The following is a 22,166-nucleotide window of genomic DNA, read 5'->3' on the forward strand; positions in this document are numbered from 1 at the left end:
GCGCGCGCAGCACGGACGATAGGATCCCGCCATGGCCCACCTCGTGCTCACTGTGGTCGGCGACGACCGTCCCGGACTCGTCAACGCCCTCGCCGAGCAGGTGTCCGCCGTCGGCGGGAACTGGGAGCGAAGCGAGCTCGCCGAACTCGCCGGCGCCTTCGCCGGCATCGTGCTCGTCTCGATCGACGACGAGAGCGAGGCCGACCTGATTGCCGCGCTCGAAGGACTCGACGGGATGCTGCGCGTCACCGTGCACGGCGGCCGCGTCGCCCCGGCCTCCGACGCCGTCGAACGCGCGCTGGAGGTGACCGTCCTCGGCAACGACCGTCCTGGCATCGTCCGCGATGTCACGGCCGCCATCGCCGCTCACGCACTGAGTATCGACACATTCCGAAGTCGCACGCTCGAGGCGCCCATGGCGGGCGGCACGCTCTTCGAGGCGACCGTCGCGTTCCGCGTCCCGGCGGGGGCGGATGCCGCGCTCGTGACGGCCGCCCTGGAGGAACTCGCGGGCGAGATCCAGGTGGACCTCACCGTCGTCTGACGTGGCTCGCGTCGACGAGGTCCGCGCCCGCCTGCGCGAGGTGGCGGATCCCGAACGCGCAGCGGGCCAGCAGGCGTACATGAAGTCCGACCTGCCGTTCCTGGGTGTGCGCGTGCCGGACACCCGTCGAGTCGCTCGCGCCGCGGCCGTGGGGGAGACGGATCCGTTCCGCATCCTCGCGGACGCGCGGGAGCTGTGGGACGCGGCATCCCATCGTGAGGAGCGCTACGCGGCGATGATGCTCCTCGCGGTTCCGCCTGCTCGCGGAGACCTCCGGATCGTGCCGATCATCGAGCACATGGTGCGGACGGGTCGTTGGTGGGACATCACGGACGAGCTGAGCGGCCGCATCCGTGAGCTTCTCGACGCCCATCCGAAGGACGGCGACGCTCTCGTCCGGGGCTGGTGCGTGAGCGAGGAGATGTGGCTGCGTCGTCTCGCGATCCTCAGTCAGCTGGGCCGCCGCGCGGGAACCGATCTGCACCTGCTGTCCGAGGCGCTGGACCCGAACCTCCGCGACGGCGAGTTCTTCATCCGGAAGGCGATCGGCTGGGCGTTGCGGGATGCCGCCCGCACCTACCCCGAGTGGGTGTCGGCGTACGTGGCCGCGCACGCGCTGAGTCCGCTGAGCCGCCGCGAGGCGCTCAAGCACCTCTGACGCGTCACGCGAGGAGGAGCGGGATCGTCGCCGCGCCCACGACGAGCGGAGCGGCGACGAGTCCCCAGAGGATGAACCGGCTCCACGGCAGGTGCACGTCTGCAGCCACGAGGCGCTGGTGCCAGAGGAGGGTCGCCAGCGACGCCCACGGCGTGATCAGGGGACCCGCGTTGACGCCGATCAGGAGAGCTGCGAGCCGGTGAGGCGTGTCGGCCGTCGATTCGAGGAGCAGATACGCGGGCAGGTTGTCGAGCGCGTTGGCGGTGACGAGGGCGGTGCCCGACATGCGGAGCAGATCGATGGGCTCGGACCCGGAGCCCGCGATGGCCGTCGCCAGCTGCCCGGACCCCCACGCTTCGAGCGCCGCGACCGCGGAGAAGAGGCCCGCGGCGAAGACGAGGAGCGACCACGGCACCAGGCGGATCGTGAGCGCCTTCGGTGAGCGCCAGCCGAAGAGGGCGAGGAGGGCAGCAGCGGCGACGGTGGCGGGGATCCAGGGCTCGAGCCCGCTCACGAGCAACGGCAGGAGCGCGATGACGACAACGGATGCCGCGACGAGCTGCGCGCGGTCGCTGACCCGCGGCGGCGGCGCGACGGTGAACGTCCCCACGAGCGACCGGCGGTGGAATGCCCACAGCAGCGCGACGGTGACGAGGATCGCGATAGCCGCGGACGGGCCGAGCAGGAGGAGGAAGGATGCCGGGTCCGCGGACCCCGGCATGCGAGCGAGCGCGAGCAGGTTCGTGAGGTTCGACACGGGCAGCACGAGCGAGGCCGTGTTGGCGAGCCAGACGGTGGTCAGCGCGAATGGCAGCGGCGGCAGGCCGTTGGCACGCGCCACGGCGATCACCACCGGCGTCAACAGGACGGCCGTCGTGTCGAGCGAGAGGAACGCGGTCGTGACGACCGCGAGCACCACGACGAGCACCCAGAGCAGTGCCGTCCGGCCACGGGAGAGGCGTGCGAGCCACGACGCGGTGACATCGAACACGCCTGCTTTCGCAGCGAGCTCGGCGACGATCGTCACCGCGACCACGAAGGCGAGGATCGGGAGCACCCGTTCCGCGACGCCGCCGAGGTCGGCGAGGGGCAGGATGCCGGTGACGAGAGCGGCGATCGCCCCCAGGAGCAGGACGAGTCCCGCGAGAGCGAGCTTCACGGCATCCATCATCGCGCCTGTCGGGCGCCCAGTAGACTCGCAGGATGCAGAACGGCCGGTCTTCCCACCTCGCCGGTACGCGAACGCCGCGGGCCTGAGCGGGCGGAGCGCGTCGTGCGCTCGAAGCTGACTACCCTGATCCGAGCCACTTCCTGGAGATCCTCCCTTGTCTGATCTGATCGCCCCGGCGGACGTCGAACTTCCCGCCGATGGTTTCGCCCTGTTCCCTGACCGCTCTGTCATCGCCCTCCGTATCGACGGTGAGTTGAAGGACCTCGCGACGGTGGTCGACACCGTCGACGGCGTCGAGCCCGTGACCGTGTCGAGCCCCGACGGACTGAACATCCTGCGGCATTCGACCGCCCACATCCTCGCCCAGGCGGTGCAACGCATCCGCCCGCAGGCCAACCTCGGCATCGGCCCTCCCGTCACCGACGGCTTCTACTACGACTTCGGCGTCGAGGAGCCCTTCACCCCGGAGGACCTGAAGGCGATCAAGAAGGAGATGGAGCGGATCGTCCGCGAAGGCCAGCGGTTCGTCCGCCGTGTCGTCACGGACGACGAGGCGCGCGCCGAACTCGCCGACGAGCCGTTCAAGCTCGAACTCATCGGTCTGAAGGGCGGCACGAAAGAGGCCGCCGAGGGTGCATCGGTCGAGGTCGGCGCCGGCGAGTTGACCATCTACGACAACGTCACCCGCGACGGTGAGACCGCGTGGAAGGACCTCTGCCGCGGACCCCACGTGCCGAACACCCGCATGGTCGGCAACGGGTGGGATCTCACCCGCATGGCCGGCGCGTACTGGCGTGGGAGCGAGAAGAACCCCCAGCTGCAGCGCATCTACGGCACCGCCTGGCCGTCGAAGGACGAGCTGCGGGCCTACCAGCACCGCCTCGAAGAGGCAGCGAAGCGTGATCACCGCAAACTCGGCAAGGAACTCGACCTCTTCTCGTTCCCGGAGGAGATCGGTTCGGGCCTGAGCGTCTGGCACCCTCGCGGCGGCATCGTCCGTGGCGAGATGGAGCAGCACGCGCGCCGTCGACACATCGAGGGCGGCTACACCTACGTGTACACGCCGCACATCTCGAAGGAGGACCTGTTCCTCACCTCGAACCACCTCGTCACCTACAAGGACGGGATGTTCCCGCCGATCGTCATGGACGAGGAGCGGGATGCCGACGGCAACATCACGAAGCAGGGCCAGGACTATTACCTCAAGCCCATGAACTGCCCGATGCACATCCTGATCTACAAGGAGCGCGCGCGCAGCTACCGTGACCTGCCGCTGCGTTTTGCAGAGAACGGGACGGTGTATCGCAACGAGCTCTCCGGGGCGCTGCACGGACTGACCCGCGTGCGCGGGTTCACCCAGGACGACTCCCACCTGTTCGTCACCCCGGAGCAGCTCGAGACCGAGGCCACTCGGGTCCTCGAATTCGTGATCTCCATGCTCCGCGACTTCGGACTCGAAGACTTCGAGCTCGAGCTGTCGATGCGCGACGACGAGAAGGAGAAGTGGATCGGCAGCGACGAGTTCTGGCAGTACTCGACCGACGCGCTCCGCAACGTCGCCCTCGCGAGTGGACTCAAGCTGACCGAGGTCCCCGGCGAGGCCGCGTTCTACGGTCCCAAGATCGACCTGAAGACGAAGGATGCCATCGGCCGCACCTGGCAGCTGTCCACCGTGCAGGTCGACCCGAACCTTCCGGAGCGTTTCGGACTCGAGTACACCGGACCCGACGGCGAGAAGCACCGCCCGATCATGATCCACCGGGCGTTGTTCGGCTCGATCGAGCGCTTCTTCGCGATTCTCCTCGAGCACTACGCGGGCGCGTTCCCGGTGTGGCTGTCGCCCGTCCAGGTCGTCGGCATCCCCGTCGCAGAGCAGTACGGCGACTACCTCGAGGAGATCGTCTCGCGGCTCCGTGCGAAGGGCGTGCGGGCTGAGGTCGACCATTCCGACGACCGCATGCAGAAGAAGATCCGCACGCACACCACGCAGAAGGTTCCCGTGCAGCTGATCGCGGGGGAGCAGGACCGCTCCGGCGGCACCGTGTCCTTCCGATTCCGTGACGGCTCGCAGACCAACGGCATCCCCGTCGACGAGGCGATCGACAAGATCGTCGCTGCGATCGCCGAGCGGCTGCTCGTCAACACCGCTGCGGACCTGGCATGACGGAGGACGGCGTCCGGATCGAGCCGGCATCCGAGCTCGCGGGCGTCCCCGACGAGTTCCAGCGCCTCTGGACGCCGCACCGAATGGCGTACATCCAGGCGGGTCCCGAACCGCTGAAGCACGACTGCCCGTTCTGCGCGGCGCCCGGCAAGTCCGATGAGGACGGCCTGATCGTCGCGCGCGGCGAGACGGCGTATGTGCTGCTGAACTTGTTCCCGTACAACTCGGGTCACCTGTTGGTGTGCCCCTACCGCCACTTCGGCACGTACGACGAGGCGACCCCCGAAGAGGTCGCCGAGATCGGTGCCCTCACGCAGGTCGCGATGCGTGTGCTGCGGAAGGTCGCGAACTGCGACGGCTTCAACCTCGGGATGAACCAAGGCGCTGTCGCGGGAGCCGGCGTCGCAGAGCATCTGCACCAGCACGTGGTCCCCCGCTGGGCGACTGATGCGAACTTCTTCCCCATCATCGCGAAGACGAAGGCGCTGCCTCAGCTTCTCGGCGAGGTGCGCCAGGCCGTGCAGGAGGGCTGGCCCGTCCTCTGACGGACCAGCCCCGTGGCGGTCACCGGACCTGCGTGACCTCGAACTGCATGCGCGGGTGGGCGTACGCCTCCTGCGATTCGATCAGCTGCAGCTCGCGGGCGCCCGCGTCGTAGGTGTTCTGGAGAAGATCGAAGACGCTCGACGTCGTCTTCGCGAGAGCGTCGGCGGCGTCGCCAGAGCTGCGGAAGTGGGCCGTGAACAGCGCTGCCGTCACGTCGCCCGAGCCGTTCGCCTTCATCGGGATGTGCGGGGTGCGGACGATCCACGCGCCGCCGTCGGTCACGGCCATCATCTCGATCGTCCCCTCGGGGCGGTCGGGACGCTCGACGCTGGTCACGAGGACGGTCGACGGACCCATCGCGCGCGCCGCGTCCACGGAGGCCAGGGTGGACTCGAGGTCGGTCGGCTCGGTGCCCGTCAGGAAGCCGAGCTCGAACTGATTCGGGGTGATCAGGTCTGCGGCGGGGACCACCCGCTCGCGCAGCAGGATCGGGATGGCGGGGGCCACGAAGCATCCGCTCTTGGCGTTTCCCATCACGGGGTCGCACGCGTAGATCGCGTTCGGATTGGCCGCCTTCACGCGCGCGACGGCGTCGAGGATGACATCGCCGATGCCCTCGCCGCCCTGGTACCCCGAGAGGACCGCGTCGATCTCGCCGAACGCGCCGCGCTCCTCGATGCCGGTGATGACGTCGGCGACATCCTGCGGGCTGATGAGCGGGCCGCGCCACGCGCCGTACCCGGTGTGGTTGGAGAAGTTGACCGTGTAGACGGGATACACCTCGACACCGATGCGCTGCAGGGGGAACACGGCGGCCGAGTTGCCGACGTGTCCGTAGGCGACGGCCGACTGGATGGAGAGGATCTTCACGGGGCGGGGCTCGCTTTCGGTGTGGGCGCGATCGCTCGCGCGGAGGCGGCGACGTCGGCGGCCAGCCGCGCGGCGTCGGAATCGGAGAGGTCGTGCACGGTCAGCCGCAGGCGGTGCGTCGCATCGGAGTCGGCGAGCACGAACTCGTCTCCGGGACGGGCGAGCCATCCGCGACGCATGAGCTGCTCGGCGACCCCGCGGGCAGGCGCGGGCACGCGGACCCACAGGCTGAGCCCGTCACCGACGACGGTGGGGAGCCCCGCGGAGGTGAGCAAGGCGGCGAAAGCCTCGTTGCGCTCCCGGTAGTGCCGGGCGGCGCTCTCTACGCCCGCCATCACATCGGGATCGGAGACGAGCGACAGCACGAGCCGCTGCAGCAGATGGCTCACCCACGTGGAGCCGGGACTGAGCCGTCGGGCGAGCCGGTCGGCGGTCTCGCGGTCGCTCGCCGTGACAGCGAGGCACATGTCGGGTCCGAGGAACTTCGACACCGATCGGATGAGGGCCCACCGGCGGTGGGAGGAGCCGATGATCGAGTGGTACCGCTCGCGGGAGAGCATCGAGAAGTGGTCGTCTTCGATGACCAGGACGTACGGATGCCGCTCCAGCACGGCCCGCAGCTCCGCCGCACGCTCGGCGGTGAGGCTCACCCCGGTGGGGTTCTGCGCGCGGGGGGTGCAGACGATCGCGCGAACGCCGGCGTCGAGCGCGGCCTGCAGGCCGGCCACCGTCATCCCGTACTCGTCGACGGGGATCGGAACCGGGCGGTATCCGCCGATCCGGACGGTGCGGAGCGCGGAGAGGAAGCAGGGGTCTTCGAGGCCGACGGCGTCGTCGCGGGTGAGGGCGTCCGCGAAGAGCCGTTCGAGCGCATCGACTGCGCCGCCGGTGATCGTGAGGTGCAGTTCGTCGCGTCCCGGCAGGTCGGTGGCGATCCAGGCGGCGGCCCACGATTCGAGGTCGGGATCGATCGTCGGCTCGCCGTACAGCACGGGTCGACCCTCCAGGGTGCGGAGGGCGCGGAAGGGATCGGGGATGAGTGCGGGATCGGGATTTCCCGTGCCGACGTCGCGCAGGACGGTGTCGGCGGCGAATCCCTCCTGCGCGATGTCGGACCGGGCAGCCACGCGAGTGCCGGCGCGGCCGGCGGTCTCGACGGCGCCGGCGGCGGCGAGCTGACGGTACGCGGCGACCACCGTGTTGCGGTTGACGCCGACCGCGTCGGCGAGGGTCCGAACCGGGGGAAGAGCGGCGCCCGGGGCGAGTGCGCCGCGGTCGATGAGTGAACGGATGCTGTCCGCGATCTCCGCGGCGGTGTCGCCGTGGATCGCCAGGACGTCGTTCGTCATGCGGACGAGTCTATGTCTCGGACATGCTAACTTTTGGCCTATGCCAGAATCGACCACCGGAACCGCCCGCGTGAAGCGGGGCCTCGCCGAGATGCTCAAGGGCGGCGTCATCATGGACGTCGTCACCGCCGACCAGGCCAAGATCGCCGAGGACGCCGGCGCCGTCGCCGTCATGGCGCTCGAGCGGGTGCCCGCCGACATCCGTTCCCAGGGCGGTGTCGCGCGCATGAGCGACCCCGACCTCATCGACGACATCATCGCCTCCGTCTCCATCCCCGTCATGGCCAAGGCCCGCATCGGTCACTTCGTCGAGGCCCAGGTGTTGCAGGAGCTCGGCGTCGACTACATAGACGAGTCCGAGGTGCTGTCCCCGGCCGACTACGTGAACCACATCGACAAGTGGGGCTACACCGTGCCCTTCGTCTGCGGTGCCACGAACCTCGGCGAGGCGCTTCGGCGCATCACCGAAGGTGCCGCGATGATCCGATCCAAGGGCGAGGCGGGAACGGGTGACGTCTCGGAGGCGATGAAGCACATCCGTAAGATCCGCGGCGAGATCGCGGCCCTCGCCGCCCTCCCGAAGGACGAGCTGTACGTCGCGGCCAAGGAGCTTCAGGCGCCCTACGACCTCGTCGCCGAGATCGCCGAGACCGGGGCTCTCCCCGTCGTCCTGTTCGTCGCCGGCGGCGTCGCGACCCCCGCCGACGCGGCGATGATGATGCAGCTGGGCGCGGACGGCGTGTTCGTGGGCTCGGGCATCTTCAAGAGCGGCAACCCGGCCGAACGCGCGGCCGCGATCGTGAAGGCGACGACGTTCTTCGACGACCCGAAGGTCGTCGCGGACGTGTCCCGCGGCCTCGGCGAGGCCATGGTCGGCATCAACGTGTCGGACCTCCCCGCGCCGCACCGTCTGGCCGAGCGCGGCTGGTGACCTCGCCGCGGGTCGGGATCCTCGCGCTCCAGGGCGACGTCCGTGAGCACGCCCGCGTGCTGGCCGGGCTCGGCGCCGAGGTCGTCCTCGTGCGCCGCCCCGAGGAGCTCGCCACCGTCGACGGGCTCGTCCTCCCCGGCGGGGAGTCGAGCGTCATCGACAAGCTCTCCAGGTCCTTCGGCATGCGGGAGCCGATCCGCGAGGCGATCGCGGGCGGGATGCCGGTCCTCGGCACGTGTGCCGGTCTCATCCTGCTCGCCGACCGCCTCGTCGACGGCATCGCCGGCCAGCAGACGTTCGGCGGGCTCGACGTCGCCGTGCAGCGGAACGCGTTCGGCGCGCAGACGGAGTCGTTCGAGACCGAGCTCGACGTGCCCGCCATCGGTGCTCCGCCGATCCGGGCCACGTTCATCCGTGCCCCCGTCGTGACGGATGCCGGCTCGGCGGAGGTGCTCGGACGCCTGCCGGACGGGCGGATCGTCGCCGTCCGCCAGGGAGCGCTCGTCGGCATCTCCTTCCACCCCGAGCTCGACGGCGACACCCGCTTCCACGAGCTGTTCCTCGCGGGCGTGGGCGACGCGTAGCGGACCGGCGTGACCGCGGTCCTAGACTGGACCCTGCGCTTTTTCCGAGAGGAGTCCCGTGAGCGGACATTCCAAGTGGGCAACCACCAAGCACAAGAAGGCCATCATCGACTCGCGCCGTGCGAAGTCGTGGGCGAAGCTCATCAAGAACATCGAGGTCGCCGCCAAGCTGGGCGGTGCCGACCTGCAGGGCAACCCGACGCTGTTCGACGCCGTGTTGAAGGCCAAGAAGACGTCGGTCCCGAAGGACAACATCGATCGCGCGATCAAGCGTGGCGCGGGCATCGGCGGCGAGTCGGTCGAGTACACCTCGATCATGTACGAGGCGTACGGGCCGAACGGTGTGGCGCTCATGGTCGAGTGTCTGACGGACAACAAGAACCGTGCCGCCGCAGAGGTCCGGACGGCTCTCACCCGTAACGGGGGCACCCTCGCCGACCCGGGTTCGGTCGCCTACAACTTCGCGCGCAAGGGCGTCATCGTCGTCTCCAGCGAGGGCACGACCGAGGACGACGTCATGCTCGCCGCTCTCGAGGCCGGCGCCGAGGAGATCGAGCCGCACTCGGAAGGCTTCGAGGTCGTCACCGAGGCATCCGATCTCGTCTCGGTCCGCTCCGCCCTGACCGACGCGGGGATCGAGTACGAGTCCGCCGACGTCGAGTTCGTCCCCAACCTCAAGGTCGAGATCGACGCCGACACCGCACGCAAGATCTTCCGCCTGATCGACGCCCTCGAGGACAGCGAGGACGTGCAGAACGTCTACGCCAACTTCGACCTGACCGCAGAGGTCCAGGCCGAGCTCGAGGACGACGAGTAAGCACCTCCGGGCGCGCCGACGAGCGGATGCCGCAACCCCCGCCTAGCGTGGGGGAGTGGCATCCGCTCTTCGCGTTCTCGGGATCGACCCCGGCCTGACCCGGTGCGGCATCGGCGTCGTGGATGTGCGTGCCGACCGCTCGGCCTCGCTCGTGCACGTGGGAGTCGTCCGGTCATCGCCTGAGGCCCCCATCGAGCAGCGGCTCGCCGCGATCGCCGCCGGCATCCGCCTCGTGCTCGTCGAGCATGAGCCGCACGTGGTCGCCGTCGAGCGGGTCTTCGCCCAGCAGAACCGCAGCACCGTGATGGGGACGGCCCAGGCAAGCGGCATCGCGCTCCTCCTGGCCGCCGAGCACGGTCTGCCGGCTGCGACGCACACGCCATCCGAAGTGAAGGCCGCGATCACCGGCTACGGCAACGCCGAGAAACTGCAGGTGCAGACGATGGTCGCCCGCGTCCTCAGACTCGACGCTCTGCCTCAGCCTGCCGACGCGGCCGACGCCCTCGCGATCGCGCTCTGCCACGCATGGCGGCGAGGGTCGGCAGCACCGGTCGGCGGCCCCCTGACACCGGCTCAGCGCGCGTGGGCCGAGGCCGAGAAGGCGACCCGGCGCTGATGCGTGTCGCTCGAACATACGTCCGAACCCTCCCGTAGGCTCGCCGCATGATCTCTTCCCTGCGCGGCCGTGTGCTGCACCTCGAACCCGACTCCGTCGTCATCGACGTGCACGGAGTCGGTTACGCGGTTGCCGTCACCGCGCAGCACGCGAGGCAGTTGCACCTCGGCGACGAGGTCTTCCTGCACACGGCGATGATCGTGCGTGAAGATGCGATGTCGCTCTTCGGGTTCGAGGAGCGTTCGGAGCTCGATGTATTCGGGCAGCTTCTCAGCGTCTCGGGCGTCGGCCCGAAGTCCGCGCTCGGCGTGCTCTCCGCCCTCTCCGTCGACCAGATCGCGACGGCCGTCGCCGACGAGGACGACGCCCCCTTCCGACGGGTATCGGGCATCGGCCCGAAGACGGCGAAGCTCATCGTCGTGCAGTTGGCCGGCAAACTGATCGCGCCGACGCGCGCGGCCTCGGGCGCGCCCGTCCCGCAGGGGCTCGGTGCGCAGGTCGCCGCCGCACTCGTCGCCCTGGGGTGGAGCGAGCGCGTCGCTGTCGACACCGCGGATTCGGTGCTCGCCGACGCTCCCGCGGGCGCGACCGTCCCGGCGCTTCTCAAGCTCGCCCTCGCCCACCTCGGCCCGTCTCGCGCGGAGCGCACCGGTGTCTGACGCCCGCGACCAGCGTCTTCCCGAAGACGAGACCGAACTCGCGGTCGAGGGCGCCCTGCGTCCCGGCTCGCTCGCGGAGTTCATCGGCCAGATGAAGGTTCGGGCGCAACTGCAGCTGTTGTTGGATGCCGCCCGCATCCAACAGCGTCCCGCTGACCACATCCTTCTCTCCGGTCCGCCCGGACTCGGCAAGACGACGCTCGCGATGATCGTCGCGCACGAGAGCGAGCGGCCCCTCCGGATGTCGAGCGGTCCCGCGATCCAGCACGCGGGGGACCTCGCCGCGCTCCTGTCGAGCCTCGTGCCGGGGGAGGTTCTCTTCATCGATGAGATCCACCGGATGGCGCGATCGGCGGAGGAGATGCTCTATCTCGCGATGGAGGATTTCCGGATCGACATCATGGTCGGCAAGGGGGCCGGTGCCACCAGCATCCCGCTCGATCTCGCTCCGTTCACTCTCGTCGGCGCCACCACCCGTTCGGGCCTGCTGCCCAACCCGCTCCGCGACCGGTTCGGGTTCACCGCTCACCTCGAGTACTACGAGCCGAGCGAACTCGAGCAGGTCATCGCCCGCTCGGCGGTGATGCTCGACGTCGATGTGCCGGCGGCATCCCGTGCCGAGATCGCACGGCGCTCACGGGGGACACCTCGCATCGCGAACCGGCTGCTGCGCCGGGTGCGCGACTACGTCATCGTGCACGGCGGGTCGTCGACTCAGGCCTCCACGAGTGACGTGTCGGCTGCGCTGGAGCTCTACGACGTCGACGATCTCGGGCTCGACCGGCTCGACCGGGCCGTGCTCGACGCCGTGGTCCGGCGCTTCCGCGGCGGCCCTGTCGGTCTCAACACGCTCGCCGTCACCGTCGGCGAGGAGGCGGACACGATCGAGTCCGTCGTCGAGCCCTACCTCGTCCGGATTGGATTCATGGGGCGGACGCCCCGAGGTCGAGTGGCGACGCCCGAGGCCTACGCGCACCTGGGGATACCCCGTCACGACGGGGCGCTCACCCTCGATGACCTATAATCCTTGAAGGCTCCGGCCTCCCACCCTCTTCGCCGCATCGCTGCGGTGTGCCCTCCCGAAAGGCGGACCCTCGTCCATGTTGCTTCTTTCCCAGCAGAACACCCAGCAGGCCACCGGAGGAAACTTCTTCATGGACTACGGCCTGCTCATCCTGCTGGCGGCTCTGCTCGTCTTCATGTTCGTCAGCTCGCGTCGTCGGACGAAGAAGATGAAGGAGCAGCAGGAGCAGAAGGCTCAGCAGATGGTTCCGGGCGTGAAGGTCCTGCTCCAGGGCGGTCTGTACGGCACCATCGTCGAGTACGACCCCACTGATCTCTCCAAGCCCGCCCACGTGGAGCTGGCCCCCGGCATGGTCGTTGAGGTCCACAGCCAGGCGATCCTCCGCATCGTCGAGGACGAGGAGCCCGTCGTCGACGAGGACGAGCAGGTCGCCGGTGACGACGTCATCGTCTCGCGCGACGAGACGATCCTCGACTCGCGTCCCGTCGACAGCACGCCCGACGCGGACGACAAGCCCAAGGCCTGATCTCCTCCGCTTCGGCGGTCCCTGAAGAAAGTTCCCTCCGTGGCTTCATCCACCCCCGTCCGCCGCGCCTGGCGCGCACTCATCGGACTCCTCGCCCTGACCGCCGTCCTCTTCGGGGTGAACGCTGCGGGCGTCATCCTCTTCGAGAAGAGTTCGTGGGTGCCCGAGTTGGCGCTCGACCTCCAGGGCGGCACGCAGATCATCCTGCAGGCGCAGACCCGGGAGGGCGCTCAGCCCACAGCGGATCAGATGCAGCAGGCGGTCTCGATCATCCGTCAGCGCGTGGATGCCTCGGGTGTCGGCGAGACCGACATCACGACGCAGGCGGGCAACCAGATCGTGGTGCAGCTTCCGGGCATCGCCGACGAGGAGACGCGCGACCGCATCGGCCGTTCGGCGCAGATGCAGCTGCGGGCCGTCCTTTACACGGCGGCCCCGAGCAACACGTTCGTCGGTGACGACGGCAAGCAGACGCCGTACCCAACTCCCGGTCCGTCCCTCAACGCGACCCCGACGCCGGCGCCCACGAACGGCAGCGACCCGGCGTGGGCCACGGAAGAGCTGCAGGCGCAGTTCCTGGCCTACGACTGCGCGAAGCCCGCGAACGATCCGGCGCAGGAGCCGGCCGACAAGCCGCTCATCACGTGCGAGTCGAACGGTTCGGCGAAGTACCTCCTGGGACCGGTGGAACTCACCGGCTCTGCGATCTCCGACGCGACCAACGGACTCAACTCGCAGAACGGTCAGTGGGCCGTGAACATCGTCTTCAACGGTGCCGGCACCAAGACCTTCGGAGACATCAGCCAGCGACTGTTCAACCTGCAGTCGCCGCAGAACCAGTTCGCCTTCGTCCTCGATGGCGAAGTCATCTCGGCTCCCTCCATGAACGCCGTCATCACCGACGGAAAGCCGCAGATCACTGGAAACTTCGATCAGGACACGTCCAAGACGCTCGCGGATCAGCTGAAGTACGGCGCCCTGCCGCTGAGCTTCGAGGTCCAGAGCAGCAACTCGATCTCCGCGACGCTCGGATCGCAGCAGCTCCTCATCGGTCTCGTCGCCGGGCTCATCGGTCTGGCGCTCGTCGCGATCTACTCGCTGACCGTCTACCGGGCCCTGGGTTCGGTCATCATCGCCTCGCTCGCGGTGATGGGCGTCCTGACCTACATCACCCTCTGCATCCTCGCGTGGCGAATGGGCTTCCGGCTCTCGCTGGCCGGTGTGGCCGGCCTCATCGTGACGATCGGCTTCACGGCCGACTCGTTCATCGTGTACTTCGAGCGCATCAGGGATGAACTCCGCGACGGCAAGTCGATCACCGGTGCCGTCGAAGACGGCTGGGATCGCGCCAAGCGCACGATCTACATCTCGAAGTCGATCAACATCCTCGCCGCCGTCGTGCTGTACATCCTGGCCGACTCGACGGTGAAGGGCTTCGCCTTCACGCTGGGTCTGACCACCGTCATCGACGTGCTGATCTTCGTGCTGTTCACGCACCCGGTGATGCAGCTCCTGGCGCGCACGTCGTTCTTCGGCGGCGGACATCCGCTCTCGGGGCTCGACCCGACCGCGCTCGGCGCCGTCTACCGGGGCCGTGCGCAGTTCCGTGCGCCCGTCGCAGCCGGCGGCAAGTCGCAGGCGGAGAAGCGCTCGGCGCGATCCCGCAGCGAAGCGGTACGCCGACAGACCATCGCAGAGCGGAAGCTCGCGGAGCAGAGCGGCGATAGTCGCTCGGCAGGGGAGGGGAACGACTGATGCGTTCCATGAGTGATTTCGGTAACGACCTCTACACGGGCAAGGTCTCCTTCCCGTTCGTCGGCCGCCGCCGTCTCTGGTTCCTGATCGCGGCGATCCTCGTGATCGGTTCGGCGCTCGTGCCGGTCTTCCGTCCGGTCCAGTTCTCGATCGAGTTCACCGGCGGATCGCAGTTCACCGTGAACGACGTCGCCAAGCCCGACCAGTTGCTGGCGACCAAGGCGGTCCAGTCGGTCGTCCCGGATGCCGCGCCGCGCGTCACGACGGTCGGCGACGACAGCCTCCGCATCCAGACCGACCAGATGGGTGAGATCGAGACCCGCGAGGTCACCTCGGCTCTCGTCGAGGCGTACGGGGTGTCGGACAAGAGCGTCAGCTCGTCGTTCATCGGGCCGAGCTGGGGGGAGAGCGTGACCCGTCAGTCGTTGTGGGGTCTGGCGATCTTCCTCGTTCTGACGTTCCTCATTCTGGCGCTCTACTTCCGCACCTGGAAGATGTCCGTCGCGGCGATGATCGGCCTTGTCGACGTGCTCGTGGTGACGGTCGGCGTGTACGCGCTGTTCGGGTTCGAGATCTCTCCTGCCGCCGTCATCGGCTTCCTGACGATCCTGTCGTACTCGCTTTACGACACCACGGTCGTGTTCGACAAGATCAGAGAGAACACGTACGAGGACGGGGAGAAATCCGGTCGCACCTTCGGGGAGTCGGTCAATCTCGCGGTGAACCAGACCCTCGTCCGGTCGATCAACACCACCGTCGTCGCGGTGCTCCCGACGGGTGCCATTCTCTTCATCGGCGCCCTGTGGCTCGGTGCGCAGACGCTGACCGACATCTCACTCTCGATCTTCGTGGGAACGATCGTCGCGGCCTACTCGACGCTCTTCGTTGCTGCTCCGCTGTACTCGCTTCTCCGCGAGAACGAGAACGGCCTCAAGACGCGCGACCAGCGGGTTGTCGAGGCCCGCTCGGCTGCTGTCGCCGCGGTCTGAGCGGGATGTGCGCGGGCGTAGGATTGACCTCCAGCTCCACGCGCTGGCGCACTGACGGGAGGCGATCGCATGGCTGAAGCGGTCACACCGACAGGCGCCGCAACGGGCGGACAGTCACTCCGGCGACTCGTTCCTCGCATCTTCTCGCGGGCGCCTTCGCGCGACGCCCTCGAAGAGCTCATGCGGACGGTGCGGATGCACCACCCCAAGGGCGACATCGCCGTCGTCGAGCGGGCATACCGGACGGCCGCCAAGGCTCACGCGTCGCAGAAGCGACAGAGCGGTGAGCCGTACATCACGCACCCGCTCGCCGTCGCTCAGATCCTCGCGGAGCTCGGACTGGGACCGCGCGCGATCGCCGCGGCGCTCCTGCACGACACCGTCGAGGACACGGACTATTCGCTCGATCAGCTGACTGCGGACTTCGGCGACGAGGTCGCGATGCTCGTCGACGGCGTCACCAAGCTCGACAAGGTCAAGTACGGTGACGCCGCCCAGGCCGAGACCGTCCGCAAGATGATCGTCGCGATGTCCAAGGACATCCGCGTCCTGCTCATCAAGCTGGCCGATCGCTTGCACAACGCGCGCACGTGGGGCTTCGTTCCGCCGGAGAAAGCGGCGAAGAAAGCTCGTGAGACTCTCGAGATCTACGCGCCGCTGGCTCATCGGCTCGGCATCCAGACCGCGAAGAGCGAGCTCGAGGATCTCTCCTTCGCCGTACTGCACCCGAAGCTGTACGCAGAGATCGATTCGCTGGTGAAGCAGCGCACACCGCAGCGCGAGCAATACGTGCACACGGTCATCGACGCCGTCGAGTCCGACCTCCGCGATCTGCGGATTCGCGGCCGGGTCATGGGCAGGCCGAAGCAGCTGTACTCGGTGTACCAGAAGATGGTCCTCCGGGGGCGCGAGTTCGACGACATCTACGACCTCATCGGCATCCGCATCATGGTCGGCACCGTCCGCGATTGCTACGCCGTGCTGGGGTCGATCCACGCGCGGTGGACCCCGATCCCCGGTCGGTTCAAGGATTACATCGCGACGCCGAAGTTCAACCTGTACCAGTCGCTCCACACAACCGTGATCGGGCCCGGCGGTCGGACCGTCGAGATCCAGATCCGCACCCACGAGATGCACCAGCAGGCCGAGTACGGCGTGGCGGCGCACTGGAAGTACAAGGAGCAGATCGCCGGCGGCAAGCTCGAATCGAAGGCCGTGGATCAGGACATGGCGTGGCTCGCGCACATCTCCGACTGGCAGGCCGAGACCGCTGATCCCGGCGAGTTCCTCGACTCCCTCCGCTTCGAGATCGGTGCGAAAGAGGTCTACGTCTTCACGCCGAAGGGGCGCGTCGTCGGCCTTCCGGCGGGCGCGACTCCGGTCGATTTCGCATATGCCGTCCACACCGAGATCGGCCACCGGACGATGGGTGCGAAGGTCAACGGCAGGCTCGTCCCGCTCGAGTCCGAACTGCATTCGGGTGACGTCGTCGAGGTGTTCACCTCGAAGAATCCGGATGCCGGGCCGAGCCAAGACTGGCTGGCTTTCGTCAAGAGCACCCGGGCGCGCAACAAGATCCGCGGCTGGTTCACGAAGGAACGCCGTGACGAGGCTGTCGAGCAGGGCAAAGATGCCATCGCCCGCGCCATGCGCCGACAGAACCTGCCGCTGCAGCGGTTGATGAACCAGGACTCCTTCACCGCCGTGGCGAACCAGCTGCGCTACGAGGACGTCACCGCCCTGTACGCCGCCGTCGGCGAGGGGCACGTCTCGACGCAGTCGGTGATCGAGAAGGTCACTGCTCTCGTGCGCTCCGAGGAGGAGGAGACCTCCACCGGTCCGATCGATCTGCCGTCGGTCGGGCGGTCGAAGGCGCCGCGCGGCGGAGACTCGGGCGTTCTCGTCCGTGGTGCTCCCGACATCCTCGTCAAACTCGCCAAGTGCTGCACGCCGGTCCCGGGGGACGAGATCGTCGGATTCGTGACCCGCGGCAGCGGAGTGTCGGTGCACCGCGCAGACTGCACGAACGTGGGAAGTCTCAGAGATCAGCCGGACCGTCTCATCGATGTGTCCTGGGCGCCGACGTCCAAGAGCGTCTTCCTCGTGCACATCCAGGTGGAAGCTCTGGACCGTGCGGGTCTGCTCAGCGACATCACGCGGGTCCTCAGCGAGCATCACGTGAACATCCTGTCGGCATCCGTGCAGACGACGAACGATCGTCTCGCCCTCAGCCGGTACGTCTTCGAGATGGGGGACACCGTCCACCTCGACCGCGTGCTGAACGCGGTTCGCCGGATCGACGCGGTGTACGACGTCTACCGCGTCACGTCGTCCTGACGTCGTCGAAGCTCGGCGGTTGCCGCGCGCTTGTGGTGGACGGGGCCGGCCCGGTCCACCCACACCAGCGCGGCATCCAGCAGGTCCGGCTGCCATGCGAGCATGTCGTCCACGAGATGCGAAGGCGCGGCATCCGCTATCGCTTCTCGAACGAGGTCGACGAGGGTCCGAACGGGTGTCGTCACCGCGACGCCGCTGATGATCATGACGTCGTCCGAGGGAAGAGCGACGTCGCGGAAGCGGATGCGGGCGTCCACAGGAAAGGCTGCTCGTCTCCTTCCCGCTCGCTGAAGGCTGTGCACGAGCGGCGGATCGGGGATCGCGCCGTGCACCCAGGCGGCACTTGCATGGGTGACCGCTCGATGAATCCCGGCGACCGAGCGGAATGACGCCGCCCGGAGCTCGCGGGTCTCGACGGCATCCGCAGGCATGAAAGCCTCGCCGATCTCGACCAGGTCGCCGTCCAGCCGAGCGGCCGTCAGCTCCGCAGTAGAGAGTCGGTCATCGGCGAAGTAGAGGAACGGCCACATGAGGGCAGTCTGCGACACCGAACGCGACCGCGCGCCGCGTCAGCCCACTCTGTGGACAACGCGACGCGCGGAGGGTCGTGCGAGTGGACCGCTCAGCCGCCGAGCGCTCGGAGCCAGCTCTTTCGGGCTTCGAGGGCGTCCTTCGCCTTCGCGATCGCCGACGCGTCCTTCGTTGCCTCGGCTGCGGTCAGTTCGTCCTCGAGCTTCGTGATGGCGTCCTGAAGCTGGCTGGTCATGTCGTTCTGACGAGCCTTCGTCTCGGGGTTGTTGCGCTTCCAGTCCTCGTCCTCGCGGGCCTTGAGGGCGGTCTCGACCTTGCGGAGCTGGTCGTCGAGCCCACGCTCGGTGTCGCGGGGGAAGACGCGGCCGATCTCATCCCAGCGGCGCTGGATGTTCGTCAGGAGGGAGCGCGCCTTGGCGTTGTCCTTCTCCTTCGCCACACCGGCAGCCTCTTCGAGGAGTGCGCGCTTGGCGTCGATCTTGTCCTTGGATGCCTCGACATCCGCGCTCTCACGTTCAGTGCGCGCACCGTAGAGAACGTCTCCGGCCGCCTTGAAACGCGCCCAGAGAGCGTCGTCGGCCTTCTTGCCGGCGCGACCCGCGGACTTCCACTGGTCGAGCAGAGTCCGGTACGACGCGATCCCGTCCTCACCCTGGGGGGCGAGGGCTTCGGCACGCTCGACGAGACGAGTCTTGGCGTCGCGGGCGGCCTTGTGCTGATCGTCCAGGGTCGAGTAGAACTCGCGACGGTTCTTGTCGATGATGGCCCGCGCGTCGCGGAATCGCTTCCACAACTGCTGCCCGACGGCCTTCGGGAGGCGAGGTCCGTTGCTCTGGTGCTCCTGCCAGCGGGTGAACAGTGCCGCGACATCCGCCGTGGCCTGCTTCCACTGGATGGAACGGGGATCCTTGGCGGCGATCGCCTCGATCTCGGCGACGATGACCTCGCGCTCGGCGACCGCGGCATCCACGGCTGCGCGCTGTGCCTGCGCCTCTTCGGCGCTCGCTTCGGACAGGGCAGCCTCGAGAGTCGTGACCCGCGCTTCCAGAGACGCCAGGTCGCCCACGGCGGCAGCACCCGTCAGACGCTCGCGGATGGTCCGGGCGGTGCCGCGCAGATCGGATGCGGAGGCGCCGCCGCGGCGGTGACGCACCTCGAGGAGCGACACCTCGGAGGCGAGGTCGGCGTACTTGCGCTCGAAGTAGGCGAGTGCCTCTTCAGGAGTGCCGTCGGGGTATTGGCCGACGACACGCCACTCTTCGCCCTCGCGGACGGAAACGGTGCCGTCGTCGTCGACGCGGCCCCACGGCTGGGTCTCGGCGGATTCGGGGGTGGCGGAACTCACGGGGGTCACCTCGTCGGCGGCATGCGCCGCATGGGGGGTCGGATTAGTGACTCAGCCTAGTACGCGGCGGTCACGGGGTCGGGGTCGGCGACGGCGAGGTCGACGGGCTGGGGGAGGGAGTCGGCGCCCCGCTCGTGCTGGGCGCCGGAGTGGGGGACGGCGCCGGGCCGGGAGTGCCGGGGCCGACCGTGTAATAGGCGACCTGTCCGCCGAGGATCGCGAGGAGGAGCACCCCACCAGCCACACCGGCGATGATGTTGTCCCGACGACGCCGGGTGATCACGGCGGCGTGAAAACGGCGTCGTGCCTCGTAGACGCGGGCGCGCTCGCGCTCCTGTGCGCTGTCGCGCCCCTTGTTTCTGCCCGCTGCCACGGCGATCCTTCCGTCGAGGCTGAGCGTGAGCGCAGCCTCCTGCAGATTATTCGGCCCTCGTCGCGGAGACAAAACCCCGCATCGCGACGGGGCCGGGATGTCGGTGGGGGCGATTAGCCTGGACGGATGGCACAGAGTGACGCGCTTTTCCGTGGAGCGACGCCTCTTGCCGTGAGGATGCGTCCCGCCTCCCTCGACGAGGTCGCCGGACAGACCCACCTGTTGCGGCCGGGCTCGCCCCTCGTCGCCCTGGCCGACCCCGATCGGGCGACGACGGGTGCCGTGTCGGTGATCCTCTGGGGACCTCCCGGGACGGGCAAGACGACGCTGGCGCAGGCGATCGCCCGGACGTCCGGCCGTCGATTCGTCGAACTCTCCGCAGTGACCGCCGGCGTGAAAGACGTCCGGGAGGTGATGCAGGAGGCGATGACGCAGCGCGATCTCTACGGCGCCTCGACGATCCTCTTCCTCGACGAGATCCATCGCTTCACCAAGGCGCAGCAGGACGCACTGCTGCCCGGCGTCGAGAACGGGTGGGTCATCCTCATCGCCGCGACGACCGAGAACCCCTCGTTCTCGGTGATCTCCCCGCTGCTGTCGCGCTCACTGCTTCTGACGCTGCAGCCCCTGACCGATGAGGACCTGGGGATGCTGGTCGACCGCGCGGTCAGCGATGCGCGGGGCCTCGCCGGCGCTGTGGAGCTCTCCGACGACGCCCGCGCGGCTCTCGTGCATCTCGCTTCGGGTGACGCGCGTCGCGCGCTGACGTCCCTCGAGGCAGCAGCATCCATGGCGGAGCCCGGTGACGACGCACCGGTCATCACGGCCGAGCACGTGGCCCAAGCGGTCGACCGAGCGTTGCTGCGTTACGACCGGCAGGGCGACGAGCACTACGACGTCATCAGCGCCTTCATCAAGTCCATCCGCGGATCCGATCCGGATGCCGCCATCCACTACCTTGCCCGCATGATCGAGGCCGGCGAGGATCCCCGGTTCATCGCACGGCGCCTGGTCATCTCCGCCGCGGAGGACATCGGGCTGGCCGATCCTCAAGCGCTGCAGATCGCGGTTGCGGCGGCTGACGCCGTGGCGTTCATCGGGATGCCGGAGGGCCGCATCCCGCTCGCGGAAGCGACCGCGTACCTCGCGACGACCGCGAAATCCAACGCTGCGTACAACGCCATCAACGCCGCGATCGCGGACGTCCGCGCGGGCGGATTCGGCCGGGTTCCGGTGCACCTGCGGGATGCCCATTACGCGGGCGCGAAGCGCCTCGGTCACGGCAAGGGGTACATCTACCCGCACGACCTCGAGGTCGGGGTCGCGACCCAGCAGTACCTGCCCGACGAACTGCGCGGCCGACGGTACTACGAGCCCACAGGGCGTGGCGTCGAGCGCGACATCTCCGCTCGACTCGAGAAGATTCGGAAGATCCTCGGTGACTGACGCAGCGCGGACGCCCGACGAGTGGGAACGGCGCATCGAGGCCGCCTGGGCGGAAGCGGACGACCGTCAGCCGGACGAACTTCGATCGGCGATGGCTGCCGTACTCGCAGAGCTGCCCGAGGGCGACGCGCGTTCCCTGTTCGAGCGCGCCTCTGTCGAGGACTTCCTCGGGGAAGAAGTTGCGGCGATCCCGCTCTACCGGGAGGCGCTCGCGGCCGGGCTCGCCGCGCCGTTCGAAAGCCAGGCCGTCATCCAGCTCGCGAGTTCGCTGCGGAATGTGGGGGATGCCTCCGGTGCCATCTCGGTTCTGAAGGGGATATCGCCCACCGACCCACTCGCGCGAGCAGCCGAGGGGTTCCGCGCGCTGGCTCTGTATGACGACGACAAACCCGTGCGCGCGTTGCGCGCGGCGCTCGACGCGCTCTCCCACGAGGTACCGATGTACGGTCGCGCCCTCCGGTCTTATGCGTCGGACCTTCGGGTGCGTCCCCGCATCCGCGTCATCGCGGTCGCGCTCGTGGTGAAAGACGGATACGTGCTGGGCGAGGAGTACGCGGCATCGCCCTCCCGCCGCGCATTCCTGCGCGCCCCGGGCGGGGGAGTGCAGCCCGGGGAGCGCGCCAACGCTGCCCTCCGTCGCGAGATCGCCGAAGAACTGGGAGCCAGCGTCACAGAGGCGAGCCTGCTCGGCGTGATCGAGAACATCTTCGACAACGAGGGGCGTCAAGGACACGAGATCGCCTACGTGTTCGCAGTGCGCAGCCCCGAGTTGGAGTCGCTTCCGCGCGACAGCCGGTTGCCGGTGCTCGACGGTGACACGTCGGTCGGCTGGTACCGCCTCGATGACCTCCACCCGGATGCGTTCCCCTTCTACCCGCCCGGTGCGCTCGATCTGGCTCGCGGCCAGGGATGATCGCCCCCTTCTGTTAGG

The 22,166-nt window shown here is 68.5% G+C and carries 22 protein-coding genes; 16 read left to right on the forward strand and 6 right to left on the reverse strand.

The features are described from left to right. Nucleotides 1-31 precede the first annotated feature (31 nt). A complete protein-coding gene (locus ABQ271_RS06970; RefSeq protein WP_349310742.1) occupies nt 32-544 on the forward strand; it encodes an ACT domain-containing protein in 513 nt (170 codons plus the stop codon). Between the two features lies 1 nt (nt 545). Further along, complete coding sequence (locus ABQ271_RS06975) at nt 546-1,202, forward strand: DNA alkylation repair protein (RefSeq protein WP_349310743.1); 657 nt, start codon at nt 546-548, stop codon at nt 1,200-1,202. Nucleotides 1,203-1,206: 4 nt separating this feature from the next. Here ABQ271_RS06975 and ABQ271_RS06980 read toward each other — a convergent pair whose 3' ends face one another. Further along, a complete protein-coding gene (locus tag ABQ271_RS06980) occupies nt 1,207-2,373 on the reverse strand; it encodes an SLC13 family permease (RefSeq protein WP_349310744.1) in 1,167 nt (388 codons plus the stop codon). 154 nt (nt 2,374-2,527) lie between these two features. On the opposite strand from ABQ271_RS06980, the gene thrS reads away from it, so the two are divergent. Beyond that, complete coding sequence (gene thrS / locus ABQ271_RS06985; protein ID WP_349310745.1) at nt 2,528-4,537, forward strand: threonine--tRNA ligase; 2,010 nt, start codon at nt 2,528-2,530, stop codon at nt 4,535-4,537. After that, on the forward strand, nt 4,534-5,082 hold the full coding sequence (locus ABQ271_RS06990) for an HIT domain-containing protein (RefSeq protein ID WP_349310746.1): 549 nt from the start codon (nt 4,534-4,536) through the stop codon (nt 5,080-5,082). The genes thrS and ABQ271_RS06990 overlap by 4 nt, the downstream gene beginning before the upstream one ends. Before the next feature lie 19 nt (nt 5,083-5,101). On the opposite strand, the gene pdxY is transcribed toward ABQ271_RS06990, so the two are convergent. Beyond that, complete coding sequence (gene pdxY / locus ABQ271_RS06995) at nt 5,102-5,953, reverse strand: pyridoxal kinase PdxY (RefSeq protein WP_349310747.1); 852 nt, start codon at nt 5,951-5,953, stop codon at nt 5,102-5,104. Beyond that, nucleotides 5,950-7,302 carry an aminotransferase class I/II-fold pyridoxal phosphate-dependent enzyme gene (locus ABQ271_RS07000; protein WP_349310748.1) on the reverse strand — a complete coding sequence of 451 codons (1,353 nt, stop codon included), beginning with the start codon at nt 7,300-7,302 and terminating at the stop codon, nt 5,950-5,952. The genes pdxY and ABQ271_RS07000 overlap by 4 nt, the downstream gene beginning before the upstream one ends. A 40-nt stretch (nt 7,303-7,342) precedes the next feature. Between ABQ271_RS07000 and pdxS the strand changes: the two genes are divergently transcribed. The 10 genes from pdxS to ABQ271_RS07050 all read left to right on the forward strand — a co-directional run bounded on the left by pdxS (nt 7,343) and on the right by ABQ271_RS07050 (nt 17,540). Beyond that, nucleotides 7,343-8,233, forward strand: a complete 891-nt coding sequence (pdxS, locus tag ABQ271_RS07005) for a pyridoxal 5'-phosphate synthase lyase subunit PdxS (protein WP_349310749.1) — start codon at nt 7,343-7,345, stop codon at nt 8,231-8,233. Further along, complete coding sequence (gene pdxT, locus ABQ271_RS07010) at nt 8,227-8,817, forward strand: pyridoxal 5'-phosphate synthase glutaminase subunit PdxT (RefSeq protein ID WP_349310869.1); 591 nt, start codon at nt 8,227-8,229, stop codon at nt 8,815-8,817. The genes pdxS and pdxT overlap by 7 nt, the downstream gene beginning before the upstream one ends. Before the next feature lie 58 nt (nt 8,818-8,875). Then, the gene (locus ABQ271_RS07015; RefSeq protein WP_349310750.1) at nt 8,876-9,634 is read left to right on the forward strand and encodes a YebC/PmpR family DNA-binding transcriptional regulator; all 759 of its coding nucleotides are present in this window, start codon (nt 8,876-8,878) and stop codon (nt 9,632-9,634) included. A gap of 55 nt (nt 9,635-9,689) precedes the next feature. After that, nucleotides 9,690-10,250, forward strand: coding sequence for a crossover junction endodeoxyribonuclease RuvC (gene ruvC / locus ABQ271_RS07020; protein ID WP_349310751.1), 561 nt, complete (start codon nt 9,690-9,692; stop codon nt 10,248-10,250). Between the two features lie 47 nt (nt 10,251-10,297). Beyond that, nucleotides 10,298-10,909: a Holliday junction branch migration protein RuvA gene (gene ruvA / locus ABQ271_RS07025; protein ID WP_349310752.1), complete on the forward strand. Its 612-nt coding sequence runs from the start codon at nt 10,298-10,300 to the stop codon at nt 10,907-10,909. Beyond that, the gene (ruvB, locus tag ABQ271_RS07030; protein ID WP_036308922.1) at nt 10,902-11,933 is read left to right on the forward strand and encodes a Holliday junction branch migration DNA helicase RuvB; all 1,032 of its coding nucleotides are present in this window, start codon (nt 10,902-10,904) and stop codon (nt 11,931-11,933) included. Before ruvA ends, ruvB begins: the two co-directional genes overlap by 8 nt. A 76-nt stretch (nt 11,934-12,009) precedes the next feature. Then, nucleotides 12,010-12,459 carry a preprotein translocase subunit YajC gene (locus ABQ271_RS07035; RefSeq protein WP_349310753.1) on the forward strand — a complete coding sequence of 150 codons (450 nt, stop codon included), beginning with the start codon at nt 12,010-12,012 and terminating at the stop codon, nt 12,457-12,459. A gap of 39 nt (nt 12,460-12,498) precedes the next feature. Next, nucleotides 12,499-14,214, forward strand: a complete 1,716-nt coding sequence (gene secD, locus ABQ271_RS07040) for a protein translocase subunit SecD (RefSeq protein WP_349310754.1) — start codon at nt 12,499-12,501, stop codon at nt 14,212-14,214. Next, nucleotides 14,214-15,203: a protein translocase subunit SecF gene (gene secF / locus ABQ271_RS07045; RefSeq protein WP_349310755.1), complete on the forward strand. Its 990-nt coding sequence runs from the start codon at nt 14,214-14,216 to the stop codon at nt 15,201-15,203. The genes secD and secF overlap by 1 nt, the downstream gene beginning before the upstream one ends. 69 nt (nt 15,204-15,272) lie before the next feature. After that, nucleotides 15,273-17,540: a bifunctional (p)ppGpp synthetase/guanosine-3',5'-bis(diphosphate) 3'-pyrophosphohydrolase gene (locus ABQ271_RS07050; RefSeq protein WP_349310756.1), complete on the forward strand. Its 2,268-nt coding sequence runs from the start codon at nt 15,273-15,275 to the stop codon at nt 17,538-17,540. Here ABQ271_RS07050 and ABQ271_RS07055 read toward each other — a convergent pair. The 3 genes from ABQ271_RS07055 to ABQ271_RS07065 form a co-directional block, all read right to left on the reverse strand. Then, nucleotides 17,519-18,070, reverse strand: coding sequence for an SAM-dependent methyltransferase (locus ABQ271_RS07055; protein ID WP_349310757.1), 552 nt, complete (start codon nt 18,068-18,070; stop codon nt 17,519-17,521). The genes ABQ271_RS07050 and ABQ271_RS07055 overlap by 22 nt on opposite strands. Before the next feature lie 92 nt (nt 18,071-18,162). After that, nucleotides 18,163-19,416 carry a DUF349 domain-containing protein gene (locus ABQ271_RS07060; protein WP_349310758.1) on the reverse strand — a complete coding sequence of 418 codons (1,254 nt, stop codon included), beginning with the start codon at nt 19,414-19,416 and terminating at the stop codon, nt 18,163-18,165. A gap of 70 nt (nt 19,417-19,486) precedes the next feature. Then, a complete protein-coding gene (locus ABQ271_RS07065; RefSeq protein WP_349310759.1) occupies nt 19,487-19,789 on the reverse strand; it encodes a dioxygenase in 303 nt (100 codons plus the stop codon). Nucleotides 19,790-19,915: 126 nt separating this feature from the next. Here ABQ271_RS07065 and ABQ271_RS07070 point away from each other — a divergent pair, with 126 nt between their 5' ends. Both ABQ271_RS07070 and ABQ271_RS07075 read left to right on the forward strand, forming a co-directional pair. Further along, on the forward strand, nt 19,916-21,235 hold the full coding sequence (locus ABQ271_RS07070) for a replication-associated recombination protein A (RefSeq protein WP_349310760.1): 1,320 nt from the start codon (nt 19,916-19,918) through the stop codon (nt 21,233-21,235). Then, the gene (locus ABQ271_RS07075) at nt 21,228-22,148 is read left to right on the forward strand and encodes a tetratricopeptide repeat protein (RefSeq protein ID WP_349310761.1); all 921 of its coding nucleotides are present in this window, start codon (nt 21,228-21,230) and stop codon (nt 22,146-22,148) included. The genes ABQ271_RS07070 and ABQ271_RS07075 overlap by 8 nt, the downstream gene beginning before the upstream one ends. Nucleotides 22,149-22,166 lie beyond the last annotated feature (18 nt).

Origin of the sequence: Microbacterium sp. MM2322 (genome assembly GCF_964186585.1) — a bacterium.
Classification (GTDB): Bacteria; Actinomycetota; Actinomycetes; order Actinomycetales; family Microbacteriaceae; genus Microbacterium.